General features: G+C 60.1%; 21 protein-coding genes and 1 pseudogene. 7 read left to right on the plus strand and 15 right to left on the minus strand.

All coding sequences use genetic code 11. The features are described 5' to 3' along the window. Nucleotides 1-160: 160 nt before the first annotated feature. The 10 genes from panD to dksA all read right to left on the minus strand — a co-directional run bounded on the left by panD (nt 161) and on the right by dksA (nt 11529). Entirely contained in the window at nt 161-541 is a 381-nt protein-coding gene (gene panD, locus ACYZUC_RS24735; protein ID WP_003228271.1) for an aspartate 1-decarboxylase, read from the minus strand. 196 nt (nt 542-737) lie between these two features. Next, entirely contained in the window at nt 738-1598 is an 861-nt protein-coding gene (panC, locus tag ACYZUC_RS24740; RefSeq protein ID WP_461990981.1) for a pantoate--beta-alanine ligase, read from the minus strand. Next, complete coding sequence (gene panB, locus ACYZUC_RS24745) at nt 1595-2395, minus strand: 3-methyl-2-oxobutanoate hydroxymethyltransferase (protein ID WP_461990983.1); 801 nt, start codon at nt 2393-2395, stop codon at nt 1595-1597. The genes panC and panB overlap by 4 nt, the downstream gene beginning before the upstream one ends. 369 nt (nt 2396-2764) lie before the next feature. Further along, nucleotides 2765-3244, minus strand: a complete 480-nt coding sequence (gene folK / locus ACYZUC_RS24750) for a 2-amino-4-hydroxy-6-hydroxymethyldihydropteridine diphosphokinase (protein WP_192227984.1) — start codon at nt 3242-3244, stop codon at nt 2765-2767. A 3-nt stretch (nt 3245-3247) separates the two neighbouring features. Beyond that, entirely contained in the window at nt 3248-4648 is a 1401-nt protein-coding gene (locus tag ACYZUC_RS24755; RefSeq protein WP_461990986.1) for a polynucleotide adenylyltransferase PcnB, read from the minus strand. Nucleotides 4649-5339: 691 nt separating this feature from the next. Continuing rightward, a complete protein-coding gene (locus ACYZUC_RS24760; protein WP_008033182.1) occupies nt 5340-6776 on the minus strand; it encodes a sigma-54-dependent transcriptional regulator in 1437 nt (478 codons plus the stop codon). Nucleotides 6777-6798: 22 nt separating this feature from the next. After that, nucleotides 6799-9753, minus strand: coding sequence for a sensor histidine kinase (locus ACYZUC_RS24765; RefSeq protein ID WP_461990988.1), 2955 nt, complete (start codon nt 9751-9753; stop codon nt 6799-6801). Further along, on the minus strand, nt 9737-9913 hold the full coding sequence (locus ACYZUC_RS24770) for a hypothetical protein (protein WP_003176118.1): 177 nt from the start codon (nt 9911-9913) through the stop codon (nt 9737-9739). The genes ACYZUC_RS24765 and ACYZUC_RS24770 overlap by 17 nt, the downstream gene beginning before the upstream one ends. 77 nt (nt 9914-9990) lie before the next feature. Further along, nucleotides 9991-10884, minus strand: coding sequence for a tRNA glutamyl-Q(34) synthetase GluQRS (gluQRS, locus tag ACYZUC_RS24775; protein ID WP_008036380.1), 894 nt, complete (start codon nt 10882-10884; stop codon nt 9991-9993). A gap of 204 nt (nt 10885-11088) precedes the next feature. After that, nucleotides 11089-11529, minus strand: coding sequence for an RNA polymerase-binding protein DksA (gene dksA / locus ACYZUC_RS24780; RefSeq protein WP_007902025.1), 441 nt, complete (start codon nt 11527-11529; stop codon nt 11089-11091). A gap of 335 nt (nt 11530-11864) precedes the next feature. On the opposite strand from dksA, the gene ACYZUC_RS24785 reads away from it, so the two are divergent. Both ACYZUC_RS24785 and sfsA read left to right on the plus strand, forming a co-directional pair. Continuing rightward, nucleotides 11865-13037 carry a pyridoxal phosphate-dependent aminotransferase gene (locus ACYZUC_RS24785; RefSeq protein WP_461990991.1) on the plus strand — a complete coding sequence of 391 codons (1173 nt, stop codon included), beginning with the start codon at nt 11865-11867 and terminating at the stop codon, nt 13035-13037. Continuing rightward, the gene (gene sfsA, locus ACYZUC_RS24790) at nt 13037-13750 is read left to right on the plus strand and encodes a DNA/RNA nuclease SfsA (protein WP_461990993.1); all 714 of its coding nucleotides are present in this window, start codon (nt 13037-13039) and stop codon (nt 13748-13750) included. Before ACYZUC_RS24785 ends, sfsA begins: the two co-directional genes overlap by 1 nt. Here the strand turns inward: sfsA and ACYZUC_RS24795 are convergent. Continuing rightward, nucleotides 13747-14064, minus strand: coding sequence for a Rieske (2Fe-2S) protein (locus ACYZUC_RS24795; RefSeq protein WP_461990995.1), 318 nt, complete (start codon nt 14062-14064; stop codon nt 13747-13749). The two genes, sfsA and ACYZUC_RS24795, sit on opposite strands and share 4 nt — an antisense overlap. Nucleotides 14065-14230: 166 nt before the next feature. On the opposite strand from ACYZUC_RS24795, the gene ACYZUC_RS24800 reads away from it, so the two are divergent. Genes ACYZUC_RS24800 through ACYZUC_RS24815 form a run of 4 tightly spaced genes read left to right on the plus strand, consistent with a single transcriptional unit; the run spans nt 14231 to nt 17784 of the window. After that, a complete protein-coding gene (locus ACYZUC_RS24800; RefSeq protein WP_461990997.1) occupies nt 14231-15103 on the plus strand; it encodes a heme/hemin ABC transporter substrate-binding protein in 873 nt (290 codons plus the stop codon). A 50-nt stretch (nt 15104-15153) separates the two neighbouring features. After that, nucleotides 15154-16137 carry a FecCD family ABC transporter permease gene (locus ACYZUC_RS24805; RefSeq protein ID WP_461996757.1) on the plus strand — a complete coding sequence of 328 codons (984 nt, stop codon included), beginning with the start codon at nt 15154-15156 and terminating at the stop codon, nt 16135-16137. Further along, a complete protein-coding gene (locus tag ACYZUC_RS24810; RefSeq protein ID WP_008036387.1) occupies nt 16137-16904 on the plus strand; it encodes a heme ABC transporter ATP-binding protein in 768 nt (255 codons plus the stop codon). Before ACYZUC_RS24805 ends, ACYZUC_RS24810 begins: the two co-directional genes overlap by 1 nt. A 22-nt stretch (nt 16905-16926) precedes the next feature. Beyond that, entirely contained in the window at nt 16927-17784 is an 858-nt protein-coding gene (locus ACYZUC_RS24815; RefSeq protein ID WP_461990999.1) for a ChaN family lipoprotein, read from the plus strand. Between the two features lie 361 nt (nt 17785-18145). Here ACYZUC_RS24815 and ACYZUC_RS24820 read toward each other — a convergent pair. The 4 genes and pseudogenes from ACYZUC_RS24820 to ACYZUC_RS24835 all read right to left on the minus strand — a co-directional run. Beyond that, a pseudogene (locus tag ACYZUC_RS24820) lies at nt 18146-18265 on the minus strand (cAMP-binding protein); the annotation flags it as partial. 14 nt (nt 18266-18279) lie between these two features. After that, entirely contained in the window at nt 18280-18552 is a 273-nt protein-coding gene (locus ACYZUC_RS24825; RefSeq protein WP_007971093.1) for a TfoX/Sxy family protein, read from the minus strand. Nucleotides 18553-18798: 246 nt separating this feature from the next. After that, entirely contained in the window at nt 18799-19143 is a 345-nt protein-coding gene (locus tag ACYZUC_RS24830) for a pentapeptide repeat-containing protein (RefSeq protein WP_461991001.1), read from the minus strand. Nucleotides 19144-19234: 91 nt separating this feature from the next. Continuing rightward, the gene (locus ACYZUC_RS24835; protein WP_461991003.1) at nt 19235-20791 is read right to left on the minus strand and encodes a bifunctional aminoglycoside phosphotransferase/ATP-binding protein; all 1557 of its coding nucleotides are present in this window, start codon (nt 20789-20791) and stop codon (nt 19235-19237) included. Nucleotides 20792-20908: 117 nt separating this feature from the next. On the opposite strand from ACYZUC_RS24835, the gene mrcB reads away from it, so the two are divergent. Next, nucleotides 20909-23233 carry a penicillin-binding protein 1B gene (gene mrcB / locus ACYZUC_RS24840; RefSeq protein WP_461991005.1) on the plus strand — a complete coding sequence of 775 codons (2325 nt, stop codon included), beginning with the start codon at nt 20909-20911 and terminating at the stop codon, nt 23231-23233. Nucleotides 23234-23236: the final 3 nt, after the last annotated feature.

Here is a 23236-nt window from a genome sequence, read left to right on the forward strand (position 1 = left end):
TGGGTGGGCGTCCGGTCAACTGCGTCGACACGATTTCATGGCACAGGGCGAATACAGTAAACCTCGCGCTGCGATCTGTCTTGACTTTGTCTGACCCGTTCCCGGTACTTTTTTGTACATGAAGCAGGGAACGGTCCGACAAACGGAAGAGAAGGTTCGGTCAGGCGACCTGAACCGGAATGGCATTGCTGGTGTGGCTCAGCTCGTTACCCGGTGCCATGTAGAGCATGCGTGGCTTGAAGTTGAGCAGCTCGGCTTCGCTGTAGTGAGCGTAAGCACAGATGATCACACGGTCACCGACCTTGGCCTTGTGGGCGGCGGCGCCATTGACCGAGATCATGCGCGAGCCTTCTTCGCCACGAATGGCGTAGGTGGTGAAGCGTTCGCCGTTGTCGACGTTGTAGATCTGGATCTGTTCGTATTCACGGATGCCGGACAAGTCCAGCCATTCGCCGTCGATGGCGCAAGAACCTTCGTAATCGAGTACTGCGTGGGTGACTTCGGCGCGATGCAGCTTGGCCTTGAGCATGATGGCGTGCATGAGTGTTTTCCCAGGTCGGAATCGAACGGCGGGCAGTTTGCCCGAAGCGATTGTGGGCAGCAATACAGGGGCGAGGCAACGCAACTCCCTGTAGGAGCGAAGCTTGCTCGCGAAGGCGCCGTGTCAGTCGATGCAGATGTCGAATGACGCGACGCCTTCGCGAGCAAGCTTCGCTCCTACAGAGGAATTGTGGGGTTCAGGCGGGTGTGTCGAGGTTCAGGTGCAGGTTGTCGATCAACCGCGTGGTGCCGAGGAATGCCGCCACCAGAATCACCAGGTCCCGATCTTCCGCCGTCGCCGGGCGCAAGGTCAGCGCATGGCGGATTTCCAGGTAATCGGTACGCAAACCCGCAGCTTCGAGCTGCTTGGTCTGTGCTTCGATCAACGCAGGATAATCACGCTCACCCTGTTTAATGGATTCGGCAATCGAGGCCAGCGTGCGATACACAACCGGCGCCACGGCCCGCTGTTCTTCACTGAGAAACCCGTTGCGCGATGACAATGCCAGCCCATCGGCCGCACGAACCGTCGGTTCGCCGATGATCTGGATCGGCATGTTCAGGTCATGCACCAGCGCGCGAATCACGGCCAGTTGCTGGAAATCCTTCTGGCCAAAGATCGCCAGGTCCGGCTGGACCATGTTGAACAGTTTGCTGACCACCGTCGCCACACCTTCGAAATGCCCCGGACGGCTGGCGCCGCACAAGCCTTCGGACAGTTGTGGAACGCTGACGCGGGTCTGGCCGGTCATGCCGTCGGGGTACATTTCTTCTACGGCGGGTGCGAACAACAAGTGGCAACCGGCCTCGAGCAGTTGTTCCTGATCCGCTGCCAGGGTGCGCGGGTACTTGTCGAGGTCTTCGCCGGCGCCGAACTGCAGCGGGTTGACGAAAATACTCGCGACCACGAAGTCCGCCCGCTGGGAGGCTTTGGTGATCAGCGCAATATGACCGCTGTGCAGGTTGCCCATGGTCGGTACGAAGGCGATGCGCTTGCCTTCACTGCGGGCGCGGGCCACGGCGGCCCGCAATTCGCGTACGGTTTTTACGGTGTTCATGCAGAGAATCCGTGTTCGATACCTGGGAAAGTCGCTGCTTTGACTTCAGTGACATAAGCGCTCAGGGCCGCTTGAATGCTGGTTTGACCGTTCATGAAGTTCTTCACGAACTTTGGCACTCGGCCAGTGATCGACAGGCCGAGCATGTCGTGCAGCACCAGGACCTGGCCGTCGGTACCGCTGCCGGCACCGATGCCGATCACCGGAATCCCCACAGCCTGGGTAATTTCCTGAGCCAGTTCGCTCGGCACGCATTCGAGCAGCAGCATGGCGGCACCGGCCTGTTCCAGGGCGATGGCGTCGGCGCGCATCTGCCGTGCCTGGTTCTCGTTACGGCCCTGGACTTTGTAGCCGCCCAGAATGTTCACCGATTGCGGTGTCAGGCCCATGTGCGCGCACACCGGGATGCCGCGCTCGGCCAGCAGACGGATCGAGTCCGCCAGCCACAGCGCACCTTCGACCTTGACCATGTGCGCACCGGCCTGCATCAACTGGGCGCTGTTGGTCATGGTTTGTTCGAGAGTGGCGTAGGCCATGAAGGGCAGGTCGGCGAGGATCAACGCGTCGGTGTTACCGCGTTTGACGGCGGCGACGTGGTAAGCCATCTCGGCGGTGGTCACCGGCAGGGTGCTGTCGTGACCTTGCAGAACCATGCCGAGGGAGTCGCCCACCAGCAGCACTTCGACGCCGGCTTCATTGCAGGCGTGGGCGAAGGTCGCGTCATAGCAGGTCAGCATGGTGATTTTTTCACCTTTTTGCTTGAGACCTTGCAGAGTGGTCAGGGTGATGGCTGGCATGAAAAGTTCCTCATTCAGGCGCTGTGGAAACTACTGCGAGTAACGCGCGTGATTCTTCGTTAAATACAGGCGCACGGTCTGTTGTCGTGCTTTTAAGGCCTGGATTGCGCCCTTTAACGCCGTGTTGGCGGCAGCGGGACGCCTATAGTCGTGAGGAGAACTCGGGAAGTCAATTGCGTGTGTTACCGCATTGTTACGCGTGGGGTGTTACCGAAGTAACTGATGCGATTCAGCAGCCGCAATCTAGCGGGGCGTTAGATTTTGTAGGAGCGAAGCTTGCTCGCGAAAGCGGTGTGACATTCAATATTTATGTCGACTGTTACACCGCTTTCGCGAGCAAGCTTCGCTCCTACAGGGGGATGGCGGAGGTCAGGGCAAGCGTTCCAATCCGACGAACGGGCAGGCTGCAAGGAGATCAGTCAGCGCACGGCCATCGGCCAACCGCAAATCCACCGGCGCCAGTTCGGCCAGTGGATACAGAACGAACGCGCGTTCCTGCATGTGGTAGTGGGGCACTTTGAGGCGTGGTTCGTCGATCAGCCGATCACCGAACAGCACGATGTCGAGGTCGAGCGTGCGTGGCCCCCAGCGCTCAAGACGCTCGCGGCCCTGTCCGTTCTCGATGGCTTGCAGCGCATCGAGCAGCTCCAGCGGGGCAAGCGTGCTGTCGAGAGCGGCCACTGCGTTGGTGTAACGCGGTTGGCCAGGCAGCAGCGAGTCGCTCTGGTAAAACCCGGAAACCCCGACCAGTTCAGTCTGCGGCAACCGCGCCAGCGCTTCGACGGCGCTGCGCAATTGTTCGGCAGGGTCAGCCAGATTGCTGCCCATGCCGATGTAGATGCGTTCCATCGATTACTCGCCCGTGGTGCTCGGCGCGCCGGCTGCACGTTTGCGCTTGGCACCGCCGCTGCGGCGACGTTTGCGTGGCGCGCCAGTGCCGTCTTCTTTACCACTGAGGTCGCGGATCATGTCACGACGTTCGCTGTCGTTGGCGTCCTGATAATCCGTCCACCATTCGCCCAGGCCATCGGTCTGTTCGCCAGCGCTTTCGCGCAGCAGCAGGAAGTCGTAACCGGCGCGGAAGCGCGGGTTGTCCAGCAACAGGTCGGCGCGTTTGCCGCTGCGGCGCGGCAGGCGTTCCTGCATGTCCCAGATCTCGCGGATCGGCATGGTGAAGCGTTTTGGAATCGCGATCCGCTGGCACTGTTCGGCAATCAGCTCGTGCGCCGCTTCCTGCATCGCCGGAATCGGCGGCATGCCACGTTCCTGCAAGCGCAGCACGCGAGCCGGCAGGGCAGGCCACAACAGGGCTGCAAACAGGAACGCCGGGGTCACCGGTTTGTTCTGCTTGATGCGCAGGTCGGTGTTGATCAGCGCGTCGCTGATCAGGGTGTGGGTGTACGTCGGGTTGTATTCCAGCGCCTCGGCACTGGCCGGGAACAGCGGATCGAACAGCTGCAGGTCGACCAGCATCTCGAAGGTGTCCGCGGCGTGGCCGGAGAGGAACAGCTTGAGCACTTCTTCGAACAGACGGGCCGACGGGATCTCGCGCAGCATCGGTGCCAGGTCGCGGATCGGCAGGGCGCTGTGTTTTTCGATGCCGAAATTCAGCTTGGCGGCGAAACGCACGGCACGCAGCATCCGCACCGGGTCTTCCTGGTAGCGTTGTTTCGGATCGCCGATCAGGCGGATCAGGTGGTTGCGGATGTCGTGTACGCCGTTGGCGTAGTCGAGGATGCGCTCGCTGACCGGATCGTAATACAGGGCGTTGATGGTGAAGTCTCGGCGTTGCGCGTCCTCTTCCAGCGTGCCGTAGACGTTATCGCGCAGAATGCGCCCGCTCTCGTTGCGGGAAGACTGGTTGCTGTCTTCCTCTTCATCGTTTTGCGGGTGATTGGCACGGAAGGTCGCGACTTCAATGATTTCGCGGCCAAAGTGGATATGCACCAGTTTGAAGCGGCGACCGATGATCCGCGCATTGCGGAATTCGGCGCGCACCTGTTCTGGGGTGGCACTGGTGGCGACGTCAAAGTCTTTCGGTGTGATGCCGAGCATCATGTCACGCACACAGCCGCCGACCAGGTAAGCCTGGTAACCGGCGTTCTGCAGGCGTTCGACGATATTCACCGCGTAACGGCTGAATTGCGCCTTTTGCAGCGAGTGTTGGCCGCTGTTAAGCACTTCAGGCGTGCTGCGGATGTGTTGCGTATGACGCTTGGGAGAACGGAATGACTGGAACAGCTTCTTCAGCATGGGATGCACTGTTTGAAGGAATGTTCGGCCAAAACGAAGAATGACCGCATGATGGGCGGGGATTCTAGCATTTAGTCGGGGGATGGTGTAGGAAGCTGCGCAAGCGCTTGAAGGGCGTGTCTGGCACGGGCGTAAACGCCAGAAACTACAAGGGGAGCCGAAGCTCCCCAAGAAGTAGTTGCATGTTCTATTTTTGTTATTGGTTTCGGGCTTCTTGTTTTTGTTGAGTGCCCGCGTCATGAAGTTTCCCTTCATGACCCTCCCAATCGGGAGCCAAGAGCAAACGGATTGCTTTGGTCGCTGTGCTGCAGTGATCTTGCGATCCAACCAGTTCAGGCTCTGTCTCAAGACAGTTTTTTGTTGTTCTCAGCCTGGTCGTGGGGCAAGCCCCAAATACAACGCCTCTCCAAAAGAATCAGTTAGCTGCGCCTCATGCCGTCTTGTTTTTATTGTGCGTGAGTCGATTCGTCTTATTTTTATTGTCTTGTACATTGCTTGTTATTGTTCTTGTACCAAACATATAGCAGGGTGCGTGCCAACTTTTGCGAAGCCTAGCAAAACAAGGGGTTACGTCACTTGGTGGGCTTTTTCGAGGCCAAAAAAAACCGGGGCTTCGTTACCGTAAGCCCCGGTTTCTGTTACGTGAAAAAACTGGGGTAACAGTTTCTTCACACAGTCATGTGTTACCCGCTCAGCTCTCGCTGGCCACCCCGGTCTTGCGCCGCGGAATGCCCAGGCGTTGGCGGCGCTCCCACAGGCATTTACGGCTGACGCCCAGTTTGCGTGCCAGCTCGGTTTCAGTCATGTGGTCCTGATGTTCGAGGACGAAGTGCTGGAAGTAGTCTTCCAGTGACAGGTCTTCGGTCGGCTCATGATTGTTGTTGCCGGCGCCGTTGCCCTGTTGCGGAGGCAGGCCGATGAACTCGTCGTCCTCCAGGTCGCTCAGCTCGATGTCGATGCCCAGCAGCTCGGCGGAAATTTCCGGGCTCTCGCACAGGATGACCGCGCGTTCGACCGCGTTTTCCAGTTCGCGCACGTTGCCCGGCCAGGAGTAATGACGAATCGCCTGCTCGGCGTCTGCGGCGAACTTCAGATCGGTGCGGTTGACCCGCGCGCTCTGCCGCGCCAGGAAGGCATTGGCGATTTCGTTGACGTCGGCACCGCGCTCACGCAGGGCCGGCAGTTTCAGGGCGATCACGTGGAGGCGGTAATACAAGTCCTCACGGAACTGGCCGATCTTCGCCAGGCTCTTGAGGTCCCGGTGAGTCGCGGCGATCAGGCGCACATCGACTTTCTGCGACTGGACCGAGCCGACCCGGCGAATTTCGCCTTCCTGCAACACGCGCAGCAAGCGGGCCTGGGCTTCCAGTGGCAGTTCGCCGATTTCGTCGAGGAACAAGGTGCCGCCATCAGCCGCTTCCACAAGGCCTGCACGCCCGGCGCTGGCACCGGTGAACGCGCCTTTTTCGTGGCCGAACAGTTCGGACTCGATCAGGCTTTCCGGAATCGCCGCGCAGTTCACCGAAATCATCGGTGCCTTGGCGCGCCTGGACAGGTTGTGCAGGGCGCGGGCCACCAGTTCTTTACCGGTACCGGACTCGCCCTGGATCAGGACATTGGAATCGGTCGGCGCGACTTTGCGGATCTTGCTGTACAGATCCTGCATCGGCGGGCACGAACCGATGATGCCGATTTCGCCGTTGCTGTTGTCGACACCCGGTTTCGCCGCGCCATTGGCGGCTTTGCCGACGGCAGGTTCACCGCTGGCCTGTACCGATTGCCGGTCACGCAGGATGCGTGCGACGGCCTGGAGCATTTCGTCGTGGTCGAAAGGCTTGGCGATGTAATCCACCGCGCCCATCTTCATGGAGTCGACCGCCGAACGCAGGCTGGCGTAGCTGGTCATGATCAGCACCGGCGTGCCCTGGCCGAGCTTGATCAACTCGGTGCCCGGCGCGCCAGGCAAACGCAGGTCGCTGACGATCAGGTCGAACGTGGGAATGGTGAAGCGTTCTTGTGCTTCCTGCACTGAACCGGCTTCGCTGACCTGGTACTGGTTGCGTTCCAGCAGGCGGCGCAAGGCGGAGCGGATAATTGTTTCGTCTTCGACGATCAAAATGTGCGGCATTGATTCGATACTCTCGACGGTCTCAGTTCACAGCGGACGTCGCTTCGACATGACGCGGCAAGGTCACCCGGATACGGGTGCCGCGTTGGCTTTGAACATCAGCCGGGCTGTCGATGGTGATTTGTCCATAATGCTCTTCAACGATGGAATAGACCAGTGCAAGGCCCAGACCGGTGCCTTCGCCAGGATCCTTGGTGGTGAAGAAGGGTTCGAACAATCTATCCATGATGTTTTTCGGAATGCCGCTGCCTTCGTCCTCCACGATCAGGTCGACCGTGTGTTCGCCGGCTTCGCTTTTTACCCGCACCGCGCTGCCGGGAGGCGAGGCGTCACGGGCGTTTGAGAGCAGGTTGATCAGTACCTGGGCGAGTCGCTGCGGATCGCCTTCGACCCAGTGATCGGGGTCGCACAGGTTGTAGAACTGCACTTCGAAATTGCGTCGGTTCAGGGCCAGCAAACCAATGGCGTCCTGGGCGACTTCGGCCAGACAGACGGGCTCGTCGTTGTGCTGATGACTGCCCGCGTGGGCAAAACTCATCAGCGACTGGACGATGCGCGATACGCGTTTGGTCTGTTCCAGAATCTGCCCGCTGATTTCCTTCAGCTCGCCATCGTCTTCGCGTTCTTCGCGCAGGTTCTGCGCCAGGCAGGCAATGCCGGTGATCGGGTTGCCGATTTCATGGGCCACGCCCGCAGCGAGGCGGCCGATACTGGCCAGGCGCTCGGAGTGCACCAGTTTGTCTTCGAGCATCTGCGTTTCGGTGAGGTCTTCCACCAGCAATACCAAGCCACTGTTACCCGGCGCGAGCGGTTCGTCGATCGCCGCTTTGTGCAGGTTCAGCCAGCGGGTCTGGCCATCAAGTGCCAGATGTTGCTTGTGCAAATGCTCGTCCGGCAGATTGATGAAGCCTTGCAGCAGCTCTTTCCACGGATCGGCGATGGTGCTCAGGCGCGAACCGACCACGCGCTGCGCGGCGATTCCGGTCAACTCCTCCATGGCTTTGTTCCACATGAGGATTTCCTGATCCTTGGCCAACGAGCAAACGCCCATCGGCAATTCCTGCAGGGTCTGGCGGTGGTAGCGGCGCAGGGCATCGAGTTCGGCAGCCAGGCCGGTCAGGCGCGAGTGGTAATCCTCAAGGCGGCTTTCGATGAAGTGAATGTCTTCGGTGACGTAGTTCTCGCCGCCAGCCTTATAAGGCAGGAAGGTCTCGACCATATCCTGCGCCACGCTCGGGCCCATCAGGCCGGAGAGGTTGGCTTCGATCCGGTCGCGCAAGCGGCGCAAGGCATAAGGCCGGCGCTCGTCGAACGGCAGGTAGAGGTCGCGCAGCGCTTGTTCGACTTCTTTCTGCGCAGCCTTGGCACCCAAGGGTTTGGCCAGTTGCGTGGCGAATTCCTGGGGGGAGGCGGCGTGCAATTCCCGGCGTTGCGGACGACGCACGTTGTCCACGGCGCAAGCTTCGGCGGCACTGGCTTCTTCGGGGCTGGCGTTGGTGAACAGCGAAATCAGGGTGAACATCAGCACGTTGGCGGCCAGCGAGGCGATTGCCGCCATGTGCCAGCTGGTGTCGTCCAGCACGTAGATCATGTTCAACAGCGGAATGTAGAACCCTTGCAGGTTGCCGACCAGCGGCAACAGCATGGTCACCAGCCACACCAGAATCCCCGCCAGCAAACCGGCGATGAAGCCACGGCGGTTGGCGGTCGGCCAATACAGGACGGACAGCACGCCCGGCAGGAACTGCAACGTCGCCACAAACGCGACGATGCCGAGGTTGGCCAGGTCCTGCTCTGCGCCCAGCAGCAAATAGAAACCGTAACCGGCCATGATGATCGCGACGATAAGCGCCCGGCGTGTCCACTTCAACCAGCGGTAGATGTTGCCTTCGGCCGGCGGCTGATAGAGCGGCAGCACCAGGTGGTTCAGCGCCATCCCGGACAGGGCCAGGGTGGTGACGATGATCAGCCCGCTGGCTGCCGATAGTCCGCCGACATACGCCAGCAGCGCCAAGGCTTTGCTGTTGGCGGCGATACCGATACCGAGCGTGAAGTATTCCGGATTGGTCGTGGCCCCCAGTTTCAGGCCCGCCCAGAGAATCAGCGGCACCGCCAGGCTCATCAACAGCAGGAACAACGGCAAGCCCCAGCTCGCACTGACCAGCGAGCGCGGGTTGAGGTTTTCGGTAAACGTCATGTGGTACATGTGCGGCATCACGATCGCCGAGGCGAAGAACACCAGCAACAGCGTGCGCCATGGGCCTTCCTGCAATGGCGTGTGCAGCGCGGCGAGGGCGGTCTGGTTTTGCAGTAGCCACAGTTCCAGCTGTTGCGGGCCGTCGAACACGCCGTACAGCGCATATAAACCAACGCCGCCAATGGCGATCAGCTTGATCACCGACTCGAAGGCAATGGCGAACACCAGGCCTTCGTGTTTCTCGCGGGTGGCGATGTGGCGCGAACCGAAGAAAATCGTGAACAGCGTAATCAGTGCGCAGAAGCTCAGGGCCACGCGATGCTGCACCGGTTCGCGGGTGAGGATGCCGATGGAGTCCGCCACGGCCTGAATCTGCAAGGCCAGCAACGGCAGCACGCCGATCAGCATGAAGATCGTGGTCAGTGCGCCGGCCCAGGTGCTGCGGAAGCGGAACGCAAACAGGTCGGCCAGCGACGACAGTTGATACGTGCGAGTGATTTTCAGGATCGGATACAACAACACCGGCGCCAGCAGAAATGCCCCGGAAACCCCGAGGTAGCTGGAGAGAAAACCGTAGCCGTACTGATAGGCAAGGCCCACCGTGCCGTAAAACGCCCAGGCACTGGCGTAAACGCCCAGCGACAGGGTGTAAGTCAGGGGGTGGCGAATGATCGCCCGGGGGATCATGCCCCGTTCGCTGATCCAGGCAACGCCGAACAGCACCGCCAGGTACGCGGCGCTGATCAGGATCATCTGGGTCAGGCTAAAGCTCATCGGCATCTTTTTGGCTCTGCAGGATGAAGGTCACGACGATCAGAATCAGCCAGAGCAGATACGGGCGATACCAGGCGCCAGTGGCGTCGATCCACCAATCCATGATGGCCGGGGAAAACAGGTAAATCCCCACTACCAGGAGCAGGACCAAGCGATAGATGTACATCCCGGCCTCTCTTTTTTATGCGCGTGCCCGAAAACGTGCGGCGATGGTAACGGATGGGCGCGCCACTGCAAGTCTGATCACTGTAGTTGCGCTTCGGGCAGGTTGAGTGTGCGCGGGATCTTCAGCGCGTCCCAGTGGGCAATGCCCCAGTTCAGCACTTCCCGTGGTGTGGCGTACGCCAGCTCTGTGCCGGGATTTTGCCCGAGTGCGCGCAATGCGCGCAGCAACAACGGTGTTGCCTGGTCTTCGGTCAGCGGTGGCGAACGGTAGGACTTGCCGAGCTTGTTGCCGTCAGGCTGGGTAATCAGCGGGATGTGCAGATAGCGCGGTTGCGAAAAACCCAGCAGTTCTTGCAGATAGAGCTGACGTGGCGTGGAGTCCAGCAGGTCGGCGCCACGGACGATGTCGGTAATGCCTTGCCAGGCATCATCGAGCACCACCGCCAGTTGATAGGCATAGAGCCCGTCGCGGCGGCGGATCACGAAATCACCGACGTCCCGCCCCAGGTGTTGGCGGTACTCGCCCTGCACGCGGTCGATGAAGTGGTATTCCAGCTCAGGCACGCGCAGGCGAATGGCGGCATCTTCAGTGCCATGGCCCGCATTGCGACACAAACCCGGATAAATGCCGTGATACGGCTCCAGTTGTTTGCGCGAGCACGTGCAAGCGTAGGCCAGGCCGTGATTAAACAGGCGATTGAGCACTTCGGCGTAGGCGTCGTGCCGGTCGCTCTGCCGGACCATTTCGCCGTCCCACTCGAAACCGTAGCTTTCCAGCGCCTTGAGAATGGCCGCTTGGGCGCCGGGTTCTTCCCGTGGCGGATCGAGGTCTTCCATGCGCATCAACCAGCGCCCGCCCACCGAGCGCGCGTCGAGGTACGAGGCCAGCGCTGCGACCAGCGAACCGAAATGCAGATGGCCGCTTGGCGTGGGGGCGAAGCGTCCGATGTAGGCGGGGGCGATGGCGGTCATAAGACGATTTCAGGCTGTCCAATCGTATTGAGCGTGGCTTGAAGCCGTCTTCGCGAGCAAGCTTCGCTCCTACAAAGGCCGGCGCAATCTCCTGTAGGAGCGAAGCTTGCTCGCGAAGGCGATTCCGAAGACGCAATAAACATCAGCAAATATCAGAAACAAAAACGGAGCGTTCGCACGCTCCGTTCTTCGTTCAAGTCGCAATTACTTGCCGACTTGCTTTTCCTTGATTTCCGCCAGGGTCTTGCAGTCAACGCACATGTCGGCGGTAGGGCGTGCTTCCAGTCGCTTGACGCCGATCTCGACGCCGCAGGACTCGCACCAGCCATATTCTTCGTCTTCGATCAATTGCAGCGTCTTGTCGATCTTCTTGATCAACTTGCGCTCGCGGTCACGGGCGCGCAATTCAAGGCTGAATTCTTCTTCCTGGCTGGCACGGTCTGCCGGGTCAGGGAAGTTGGCCGCCTCGTCTTTCATGTGATCAACCGTGCGGTCGACTTCCTGCATCAAGTCCTGTTTCCACTTGTTCAGGATCTTGGTGAAGTGAGCGCGCATGGGTTTGCCCATGTACTCCTCGCCCTTTACTTCTTTGTAGGGTTCGAAGCCGCTGATCGACTGATTTTGCTGCTTTGCTTGGGTGGGCATGAAATGGACCGCCTCTACTCTTGTAATCCATCTGCGCAGGATTGCTCCATCACCGACACCTGCCGGCCCTGCGGCTGCAAGCGGGCGAACTTACCAGATCAAATCGGGCCGCGCTACTCCCGGATGTCGAGGTAGTGGCCCGAAGGGCTTGCAAATGATTGCAAAGCCTTGGCTGGTGGTGCTGGAGACCTGATCAATTAATGATTTTAGTCAAACCTTGCGCACTCGCATGGGTCGTTTGTGGCCAGGGTCTTAACGCGTCTGACCGCTTTAGGTTCTCGCTCGTTCCTGCGCTTGGGTAGAATCGGTTTTTTCCCCTCGTAGAAGGAAGGCTAATGGCTCAGTCCTACAGTGCCCGCAGTCGCGCGATCGAACCGTTCCATGTCATGGCGCTGCTGGCGCGGGCCAATGAACTGCAAGCTGCCGGCCACGACGTGATCCACCTGGAAATCGGCGAACCGGACTTCACCACCGCCGAGCCGATCATTCAGGCCGGTCAGGCCGCACTGACGGCGGGGAAAACCCGTTACACCGCCGCCCGTGGCATTCCCGAACTGCGTGAGGCCATTTCCAGCTTCTATCAGCAGCGTTACGGTTTGAACATCGATCCGCAGCGAATCCTCATCACCCCAGGTGGTTCCGGCGCGTTGCTGCTGGCCAGTGCCTTGCTGGTGGATCCGGGCAAACACTGGTTGTTGGCGGACCCGGGTTATCCGTGCAACCGGCATTTCCTGCGGTTGGTGGAAGGTGCGGCGCAGCTTGTTCCTGTCGGTCCGGAGGTGCGTTACCAGCTGACACCGGACTTGATCGACCGTCATTGGGATCACGACAGCGTCGGCGCGCTGGTGGCGTCGCCGGCCAACCCGACCGGGACGATTCTGACCCGCGACGAATTGGCGGGCCTGTCTACCGCAATCAAGGCGCGGCATGGCCATCTGGTGGTGGACGAGATTTATCACGGTCTGACCTACGGCACCGATGCCGCCAGCGTGCTGGAAGTCGATGACAGCGCCTTCGTACTGAATAGTTTTTCAAAGTATTTCGGCATGACCGGCTGGCGACTCGGATGGCTGGTGGCGCCGGAAGCGGCGGTCGGCGAACTGGAAAAACTCGCACAGAACCTCTACATCAGCGCCCCGAGCATGGCCCAACATGCCGCACTGGCCTGTTTCGAGCCTGCGACCATCGCCATTCTTGAAGAGCGTCGCGCCGAGTTTGGTCGGCGCCGGGATTTCCTGCTGCCTGCACTGCGTGAGTTGGGTTTCGGCATCGCCGTTGAACCCGAAGGCGCGTTCTATTTGTATGCCGATATCAGCAAGTTCGGCGGCGATGCCTTCGCGTTCTGTCGGCATTTCCTTGAAACCGAACACGTGGCGATTACACCGGGCCTCGACTTCGGACGTTATCAGGCCGGCCATCACGTGCGGTTTGCCTACACCCAAAGTCTTCCGCGCTTGCAGGAAGCGGTCGAGCGCATCGCTCGCGGCTTGAAGAGCTGGCAAGGCTGATGCGGTTCAATCCTCCTCTCGAAGAAGGTCGCTTGATTCGACGTTACAAGCGTTTTCTCGCCGATATCGAAACCGTTCACGGCGAGTTGCTGACCATTCACTGCCCGAACACCGGCTCGATGCTCAATTGTCAGGTGGAAGGCGGGCAGGTCTGGTTCAGTCGCTCCAATGATCCCAAGCGCAAATTACCCGGCACCTGGGAAATCGGCGAAACCCCTCAAGGTCGCTTGTTCTGCGTGAACACCGGGCGGGCCAATGGTTTGATCGAAGAGGCTCTGCGGGCTGGCGTCATTACTGAGCTCAACGGCTTCAGCGAACTGAAACGCGAAGTGCCTTACGGGCAGGAGAACAGCCGTATCGACTTTCGCCTCGATTACCCGAGTGGCCCGGCGTATGTGGAAGTCAAAAGTGTCACGTTGGGCTTCGATGGGTCATCGGTGGCGGCGTTTCCCGATGCGGTCACCCCGCGTGGTGCCAAGCATTTACGGGAACTGGCGCATCTGGCGCGGGACGGGATTCGTGCGATGCAGTTGTATTGCGTGAACCTCAACGGCATTGATGCCGTGCGTCCTGCTGAGGAAATCGATTCGGCCTACGCGGCCGCTTTGCGAGAGGCGGTGGCGTGCGGTGTTGAAGTCCTGGCTTACGGCGTGCGGTTGACCCACGAGGAAATGCGGGTCGAGCGGCGTCTGGAGGTGTTGCTCAACGGTTAAAGGCTGACCCAGATTCCTTGAGCGTCTTCGCGACTTTCAATGGTGGTCAGGGATTGCCCGGCGCATGGGCCGGCGACGCACTCGCCATCTTCGATCAGGAACAGTGCGCCGTGGGTGGCGCACTGGATCAGGCTGTTGCTGGGGTCGAGAAAGCGGTCGGGTGTCCATTCCAGCCCGACGCCACGGTGCGGGCAACGGTTGATATAGACGTAGACCTGACCGTTGCGGCGTACGGCGAATAGCTTCTCGCCGTCGATCTCGAAACCGCGGCTGCTGGATTCGGCCAGCTCAGCGCCTGCGCAAAGAAACTTCATGTCTATCCTCAAGTGCGGCGGCTCGTGACTGGATATGTCCGAGCTTGACGTTCAAATGCAAACAATTATCAAATGGCCGCTTCGCCCGTCGGGTGCAGGTGCCGGATGCCGAGGATACTTGGCCTGTCACTTCAATGCCTGGGAAAACCTTTAAAGGAAGCTGTTTATGCGCCTGAGTACCCGCGTTGCTGCGCTCTGTGCCGGACTTCTCGTCAGCCACCACGCCGCAGCGGCCGAGTTGCCACAACGCTGGGTCAGCGCCGGTGGGGCCTTGTCGGAGTGGGTCAGCGCGCTGGGCGGCGAATCGAAACTGGTCGGTGTCGACACCACCAGCCAGCATCCGGAATCGCTCAAGGCGTTGCCGAGCATCGGTTATCAGCGGCAGCTGTCGGCGGAGGGCATCTTGAGCTTACGCCCGCAGATCCTGGTCGGCACCGAAGAAATGGGGCCACCGCCGGTGATTTCGCAGATTCGCACGGCGGGGGTGCAAGTCGAACTGTTCTCGGCTCAGCCGGATCTGCCGACGTTGCACGCTAACTTGCAGCATTTGGGCAAATTGCTCGGTGCCGAGGACAAGGCTGCCCAACTGTTCCAGGGCTATCAACAGCAGCTCGATCAGCAAAAGGTTCGGGTCACCCATGCGCAGCTGACGCAACCCTCGCCGGGTGTGCTGGTGCTGCTCGGTCATGCGGGCGGCAAGCCTCTTATCGCTGGCAAGGACACCGCCGCTGATTGGCTGATCCAGAAGGCCGGTGGGCACAACCTGGCGACGCATACCGGTTACAAACCTTTTTCCAACGAATCCTTGATCAGCCTGGACCCCGAGGTGCTGGTGTTTGCCGACCGCGCACTGACCGGTGAAGCGGCGCGCGCGGCGCTGTTCAAGGAAAACCCTATTCTGTCTTCCACTCGCGCCGCCAAGGATGGGCGCGTCATGGAGCTCGATCCAACGCTGCTGGTGGGTGGGCTTGGCCCGCGGTTGCCCGAGGCGTTGAAAAAGATCAGTGACGGCTTTTATCCCGGCACTGCAGCTCAATGACCGTCCTGGTAAAACCCCGGGCGTTGTTCATCGGCCTGAGCCTGCTGTGTTTGCTGGCGATCTGGTTGTCGTTGGCGCTCGGGCCGGTGAGCCTGCCGTTGCTCGATACCTTGCGCGCGGCATTACGCATGATCGGCCTGCCCTTTGCACCTGACGGACTGGAGCAGGCCGAGCTGATCCTTGGGCAGATTCGCCTGCCGCGTACCTTGTTGGGATTGGCGGTGGGGGGTGTGCTGGCGTTGTCGGGCGTGGCGATGCAGGGCTTGTTTCGCAACCCATTGGCCGATCCGGGGTTGGTGGGCGTTTCCGGTGGCGCGGCATTGGGCGCGGCCATTGCAATTGTCGGCGGCTCGGCGTTTGGTGGATTGCCGGAATCCCTCGGGCCGTACCTTTTATCGCTGTGCGCGTTTCTCGGCGGTCTCGGCGTGACAGCGATGGTGTATCGACTGGGTCGGCGTAACGGGCAAACCGATGTCGCAACCATGCTGTTGGCGGGTCTCGCTTTGACGGCGCTGGCCGGCTCGATCGTGGGGCTGTTTACCTACCTGGCAGACGACACGACTTTGCGAACGCTGACCTTCTGGAATCTGGGCAGTCTGAACGGTGCCAGTTATTCGCGACTCTGGCCGTTACTGTTGATCAGTGCCGGCGTGGCGCTGTGGCTGCCGTGTCGCGCCAAGGCGTTGAATGCGTTGTTGCTGGGAGAGTCGGAGGCCGGGCACCTGGGCATCGACGTCGAAAAGCTCAAGCGTGAATTGGTGTTTTGCACGGCGTTGGGCGTCGGCGCGGCGGTGGCAGCGGCGGGGATGATCGGCTTTGTCGGGCTGGTGGTGCCGCATCTGGTGCGTTTGCTGGCCGGTCCCGATCATCGGGTGCTGCTGCCGGCCTCGGTGCTGGCGGGCGCCAGTCTCCTGTTGTTCGCGGATCTGGTGGCGCGACTGGCCTTGGCGCCGGCGGAGTTGCCGATCGGAATAGTCACCGCGATGATCGGTGCGCCGGTCTTTCTTTATCTATTGCTGCGAGGGCGTGCCTGATGTTGCGAACGCAAAATCTGCACATCCGCCGAGGCCGCAAGATTGTCCTGATGGATATTACGCTTGAACTCAAACCGGGAGAGGTCCTCGGCGTGCTGGGGCCTAACGGTGCGGGCAAAAGCACGTTGCTGGGCGCCTTGTGCGGCGAGTTGCAGGCTGATCACGCCAGCGTGTGGCTCGATGAGCGCGAGTTGCGTGACTGGACCGGCGCGCAACGAGCGCAACGCCTGGCGGTATTGCCACAAGTCTCGACCTTGAACTTCGCCTTTCGCGTCGAGGAAGTCGTCGGCATGGGACGCTTGCCGCACCAGACCGGCCGGGTCCGCGATGACGAAATCGTCGCCGCCGCGTTGCAGGCCGCCGATGCCGGGCATTTGAGTGGTCGAAGCTATCTGGCGTTGTCCGGCGGCGAACGTCAGCGCGTTCATCTGGCGCGGGTGCTGGCGCAACTCTGGCCGGGCGAGGCGGGGCAAACGCTGTTGCTCGACGAGCCGACTTCGATGCTTGATCCGCTACATCAACACACCACCTTGCAAGCGGTGCGCGAGTTCGCCGATCGTGGCGCGTCCGTGTTGGTGATCCTGCATGATCTGAACCTGGCGGCGCGCTATTGTGATCGCCTGTTACTGCTCGAAGGCGGGCGCCCGGTCGCGCTCGATACCCCGGAGCAAGTGTTGCGACCGGAACCGCTCAAGGCGGTATTCGGGCTGGACGTCTTGGTGCAACAGCACCCGGAGCGTGGGCATCCGCTGATCATCGCCCGCTGAGTCATTGATAGAGGGTGTGGGCATGCGTGTGATGTTGATTCTGGTGGTGCTGATGCTGAGTGCTTGTCAGCATGTTTCGACGCCGCCGGTCACCGGCGAGATTCGCGATTTGCGCAGTGGTCAGGCGCTGACGGCGCAGGAGCTGCTGGCGCGTCTGGCCAAGCCATCGCGATTGATCGTGGGGGAGCAGCATGACAATCGCGATCACCATGAGCTGCAACGCTGGTTATTGCAGGCGCTGGGACAGCGGCGTCCGCAAGGCAGTCTGCTGCTGGAAATGCTCACGCCGGATCAACAGCTGCGCGTCGATGACGTTCGCCACGCCTCGACGTTGCCCTCGGACTTGCCTGGTGCATTAGCCTGGCAACCAGGCTGGGACTGGAATCTGTATGGGCCGATCGTTCGTTTCGCCCTGGCCCAACCGTATCCGCTGCTGGCCGCCAATCTGGACACTGTCGAGGTGCGTGCTTTTTACGCCCGGCCGCCGACATTAAGCGGCGCTCGCTCCAATGCCACGTCGGTCAAGGATGAGTTGCTGGCACAGATCAGCGGTTCCCATTGCGGCCTGCTGCCCGAATCGCAAATGCCGGCGATGCTCGCAGTCCAGCAGCAACGTGACCGGCGCATGGCCGAGCGGCTGTTGGCTGCACCCACTCCTTCATTGCTGTTCGCCGGCGCTTACCACGCGCGAAAGGATGTTGGCGTGCCGATCCACGCGCTTGATCTGGGAGCGCCCGAAGCACCTGTGGTTTTAATGCTGGCGCAGCAGGGCGGCGAAGTCACAGCGGCGATGGCCGATTACGTCTGGTACACGCCTGCCACGCCAGCGCCGGATTACTGTGCAGAGATGCGCAAGGGCCAGCCAAAATCAAAACCCTAAGCAACGGCAACAGAACCCCTGTAGGAGCTGGCTTGCCGGCGATAGCGATGTATCAGTTAACGCATTTAATGACTGACCCACCGCTATCGCCGGCAAGCCGGCTCCTACAAGGGATTGATGTGATGCCGGGGACTTTTCCGCAGGCAAAAAAAGACCCGGCAAGAGCCGGGTCAAATAACCGTGATTAGCCTGATGAGGAGATATCTGAGAGTCCGAACCAAGGGCTGTTCAAATATCGACCAGTCTCGCGACCAGTTGTGATAATCATAGCGATTCTCATTACCAAGTCAACCGCTGATTTTTCATTTCCTTGAAATTGTCAGTTGCTTGGCGAAAAGCCCCGTAATCATTGGGCTTCAGACTATGTTCCTGATGAACTCAACTGCGTGATCTGTTTGTTCAGCAGGTCAATGCGTCGGTTCACGCTCTCGATCAGGCTGTAGGCGATCTTCGGATTGCTTTGAGTGAGGCTGAGAAACTCTCCTTCGCTCCCGTTCAATTCTTGTGGCGTGACGAGATCGCCTCCAACTGTTTATTCAGGGCTTCCTTGCGCTCGGCTGGGATGTCGTTCCAATGCACATCCATCAGCGCGCCTTCGATCGCATATAACAACACCTTGGATGCCCGGAACCCGCGCGTGCGCACGGCCCGATAAGCATCCACCGCCCCGAGGCGACGCAAGTCCGAGGCGCTGTGGATGCCCACGGCATGCAGCCACTGCGCCGATGTCTTGCCAAGATTCTTCAGGTGCTGCAGTTCATCATTCATCAAGCCTCCTTGCGACGGCCGAACGGTGCGTGGGCAAGCTTCTGAGGAGTGTAGCCATCAGTAGGAAAAGCGTGATTGTTTGGTCGGTTTCGGAGCAAATGCTTCTAAGAAGAAACTCCGATGAGCGGCGTAAAAGTACGCGAACGCGGTAGGAAAAGGTGGAAGGGCGTCAGGTTCTTGAGCTGAAAATACCTACAGTCCAGCGCAAGGCGGGGGGGCGCTGGACATGTCCGATATCGGTCGTTTTTAACGGGTTCGATAACGCAGGCGTGTACCGAAATTCATCGACATCAGAATTTCGTCGGCACTCAGCTCTCGCGGAAAGTAGACGCCGGAGATCTGCGCGTGGGCCAGGCTTGCGCCTTCCAGGTTTGAGTTGCTGAAATCGATGCCGCGCAAGTCGGCGGAGCGGAAGTAAGCATCGGTAAAGTCAATGCCGTCGGCATTCAGTTCACGCAGGTCCAGGCCTCGGAAGTCACCACCGACCATGTCGATAGGTCCGTCTTTTGGACGTTCATTGTTGAAACCTGTGATGTCGTCTTTGTGCAGTAAGGCATAAAGCGGGGTGTCGAGAAGTTTCGGCTGGCTCATGTCACATCACCTGTTGGTTTTATGACGCCAGTATAGTGCCACTGTTTGACAGCCGTGAAGCCGGCGAAGGCTTCACGGCTGAAATACTTTCTTACAGGCCCGGCAGGCGTTGGCGAATTTGCGCAACGACAGTGTCGAGGGTCCCGCTTTCATTGGTCTGCACGCGTTTGCTGCACAGAATTTCTTCTGGCGTCAGGGGTTCACGATTGGCTTGCTGCGCTTCGATAACGGCCAGGTTGGCGTCGGACGGATCCTTTTTGTCTGCCTGACGCAGGGCCAGCCAGCTTTCGATCACCGCTTGTGGCGCGTTGCAATCAAGGATCAGGAACGGCGCGCCGGTGGCTTCGGCAATTTTCGCCGCGCCGTCGCGCTGGTCGCGCTTGAGGTAAGTGGCATCGACCACCACCGGGAAACCGGCACGCAGGATTACCGCGGCGATTTCATGCAGGCGAGTGTAGGTTGCGGCGCTGGCGTCGGCGCTATAAATGCCGGCCTGCGGATCGTTGGCGACGGTTTGTTCGCCGAACAGGCGTTTGCGCTCGACATCGGAACGCAGGCGAATTGCGCCCAGCGCTTCCACCAGACGCATGGCCACGTGGCTTTTGCCAACAGCAGAAACGCCGTGGGTGATGGCCATGAAGCGCGAAGGAATGGTGCTGTAGCTTTCCGCCAGGTTCGCATAGTTGCGGTACTGGCGCAGGGTAGTGGCGCGCTGCACCGGGTCGGCCTCGGCCGGCATGCTGAACAGGCTGACCTTGGCGCGAACCAGCGCACGGTAGGCTTTATAGAAGTTCAGCAGTTCCAGGCCCTGGTAATCGCCGGTCAACTCCAGGTACTGGCTGATAAAACGACGGGCCAGGCTCTTCAGGCCACGGTCTTCAAGGTCCATCGCCAGGAAGCCGGTGTCGGCATAGACGTCGGTGAAGCGGAACGGCTCGTTGAATTCGATGCAGTCGAAGATCACGACCTTGCCATCGATCACGGTGGCGTTGCCCAGGTGGATATCACCGTGGCACTCGCGGATGAACCCCTCGGTCTTACGCTGGGCAAACAGTGGCTTGAGGCGTTCGAAGCTGCTTTCGGCCCAGGCTTGCAAGGCATCGAGTTGCAGCAGGTCCGCCTTGTCGCTCAGGAACGGGCGGATCTGCTCGAAGTTCTGCCGCACCGGCGCTATGACGCTGTCCGGTGTGCCGGCTTCGTGTTCCGCAGGCACTTTTGGTGCGGTGAGGTGGAATTGCGCAATCTGTGCGGCCATCTCGTCGATGTGCGCGGTGGTCAATTCGCCGTTGGCTTGCAGCGTGCTGAGCAGTTGGCTTTGTGGGAACTGACGCATTTTCAGCGCATATTCGATGACCGGGCCGTCGCCGCCCAGTTGTGGCGCTTCGGCGCTGCCGGTAATCGGCAATACTTCGAGATACAAATCATTGGTCAGGCGCTGGTTCAGGCGCAGTTCTTCACCACAGAAATGCTCGCGGGCATCGAGGCTGGTGAAGTCGAGGAAGCCGAAATTGACTGGCTTCTTCACTTTATAAGCGAAAGCGCCTGTGAGAATGACCCAGGAGATGTGGGTTTCGATGAGCTGAAACCCGTCTACCGGGTGCGGGTAGAGGGCCGGGTTTTGCAGGGCGGCGATCAGGGACTGGCTCACAGGCGTTCCTTCAGAGTCTGGGGAAATTCACGGCCGCCATTATGGCCGCAAGTCCGCCCGACGCAAACCTCGGCGGGCTCCTGTTGAGTATGAATAAAGTGCGTATAATCCGGCGCCATGACTCGTACTCGATCCCCCCGTACCCCCAAAAAACCACCTTCCAGGGGCCTGCGCCCTTGGCTGGGCTGGGCCCTTAAACTCAGTCTGGTCGGCCTTGTGGTGCTCGCCGGGTTCGCGGTTTACCTCGACGCTATTGTCCAGGAGAAGTTCTCCGGCAAGCGCTGGACTATCCCGGCCAAGGTGTATGCGCGGCCGCTCGAGCTGTTCACCGGCCAGAAGCTGAGCAAGGAAGACTTCCTCACCGAACTCGACGCCCTGGGCTATCGCCGCGAAAGCGTGAGCAACGGCCCCGGCGCAGCAGCGGTCAACGGCAACACCGTTGACTTGAATACCCGTGGTTTCCAGTTCTATGAAGGCATGGAGAACGCCCAGCCCGTGCGCGTGCGCTTCTCCGGCGACTACGTGGCCGAACTTTCGGCGACCAACGGTTCGAAGCTTTCTGTGGTGCGGCTGGAACCGCTGCTGATCGGCGGGATTTATCCGAAGAATCTCGAAGACCGCATTCTGATCAACATCGATCAGGTGCCGCCGTATCTGCTGGAAACCCTGGTCGCTGTAGAAGACCGGGACTTCTATAGCCACTGGGGCGTGTCGCCGAAGTCGATTGCCCGCGCCATCTGGGTCAACACCTCTGGCGGCAAGATGACCCAGGGCGGTAGTACGCTAACGCAACAGTTGGTCAAGAACTTCTACCTGACCAGCGAGCGCAGTCTGACCCGCAAACTCACCGAAGCCATGATGGCGATGCTGCTTGAGCTGCATTACGACAAACGGGAGATTCTTGAGGCTTACCTCAATGAAGTGTTTGTCGGTCAGGATGGCCAGCGCGCGGTGCACGGTTTCGGCCTCGCCAGCCAGTTCTTCTTCGGGCAGCCATTGTCCGAGCTGAAACTGCATCAAGTCGCGATGCTGGTGGGCATGGTCAAGGGGCCGTCCTATTACAACCCGCGTCGCAATCCGGAACGGGCGCTCGAGCGGCGCAATCTGGTGCTCGATGTGCTTGAGCAACAAGGCGTCGCCTCCGCCGAGCAGGTCGCTGCGGCGAAGAAAATGCCTTTGGGCGTGACGACGCGCGGCAAACTGGCCGACAGTTCGTTCCCAGGGTTTCTCGATCTGGTTAAACGTCAACTGCGCGAAGACTATCGCGACGAAGACTTGACCGAAGAAGGCCTGCGGATCTTCACCAGTTTCGATCCTATTTTGCAGATGAAAGCTGAAGCGTCGGTCAACGATACGTTCAAGCGCTTGTCCGGCCGCAAAGGCTCCGATGATGTTGAAGCGGCGATGGTCGTGACCAACCCGGAAACCGGTGAGGTGCAGGCGATGATCGGCAGTCGCCAGGCGAGCTTCGCCGGTTTCAACCGGGCGCTGGATGCTGTGCGACCGATCGGTTCGTTGATCAAGCCGGCGGTTTATCTGACAGCCCTTGAGAAGCCAAGCCAGTACACGTTGACCAGTTGGCTGTCAGACGAATCCTTCTCGGTAAAAGGCGCGGACGGGCAGGTCTGGAAACCGCAAAACTATGATCGCCGCTCCCATGGAACTGTTTTCCTTTATCAGGGCCTGGCGCACTCCTACAACCTGTCGACCGCGCGTCTCGGGTTGGCGGTGGGCGTGCCGAATGTCTTGAAGACGCTGGCTCGCCTGGGGGTGAGTCGCGAGTTTCCGGCATTCCCGTCGATGCTGCTGGGTGCCGGCGGCATGACCCCGATCGAAGTGGCGACCATGTACCAGACTCTCGCCAACGGTGGCTTCAATACGCCGATGCGCGGGATTCGTAGCGTGCTGACAGCGGAAGGCGAACCGCTCAAGCGCTATCCGTTCCAGATTCAGCAGCGTTTCGATCCGGCGTCTATTTACCTGATTCAGAGTGCCATGCAGCGGGTCATGCGCGAGGGCACCGGCAGTTCGGTTTACAACGTGTTGCCGAAAACCCTGACGCTGGCGGGCAAGACCGGTACCAGTAACGATTCGCGAGACAGCTGGTTCGCCGGTTTCAGTCAGGACTTGCTGGCGGTGGTGTGGCTGGGTCGCGATGACAACGGCAAGACACCGTTTACCGGTGCCACTGGTGCGTTGCAGGTCTGGACCAGTTTCATGCGCAAGGCTGATCCGTTGCCGCTGGACATGCCGCAGCCTGATAATGTGGTTCAGGCCTGGGTCGATTCACGTACCGGACAAGGCTCTGATGCCAACTGCCCAGGCGCTGTGCAGATGCCGTATATTCGCGGCAGCGAACCGCCTCCCGGCGCTGCTTGCGGTGGCGAAAGCCCTGTTAACGGTGAAACGGTGATGGATTGGGTCAAGGGCTGGATGAATTAAGCA

This window comes from Pseudomonas sp. GT1P32 (assembly GCF_054897805.1).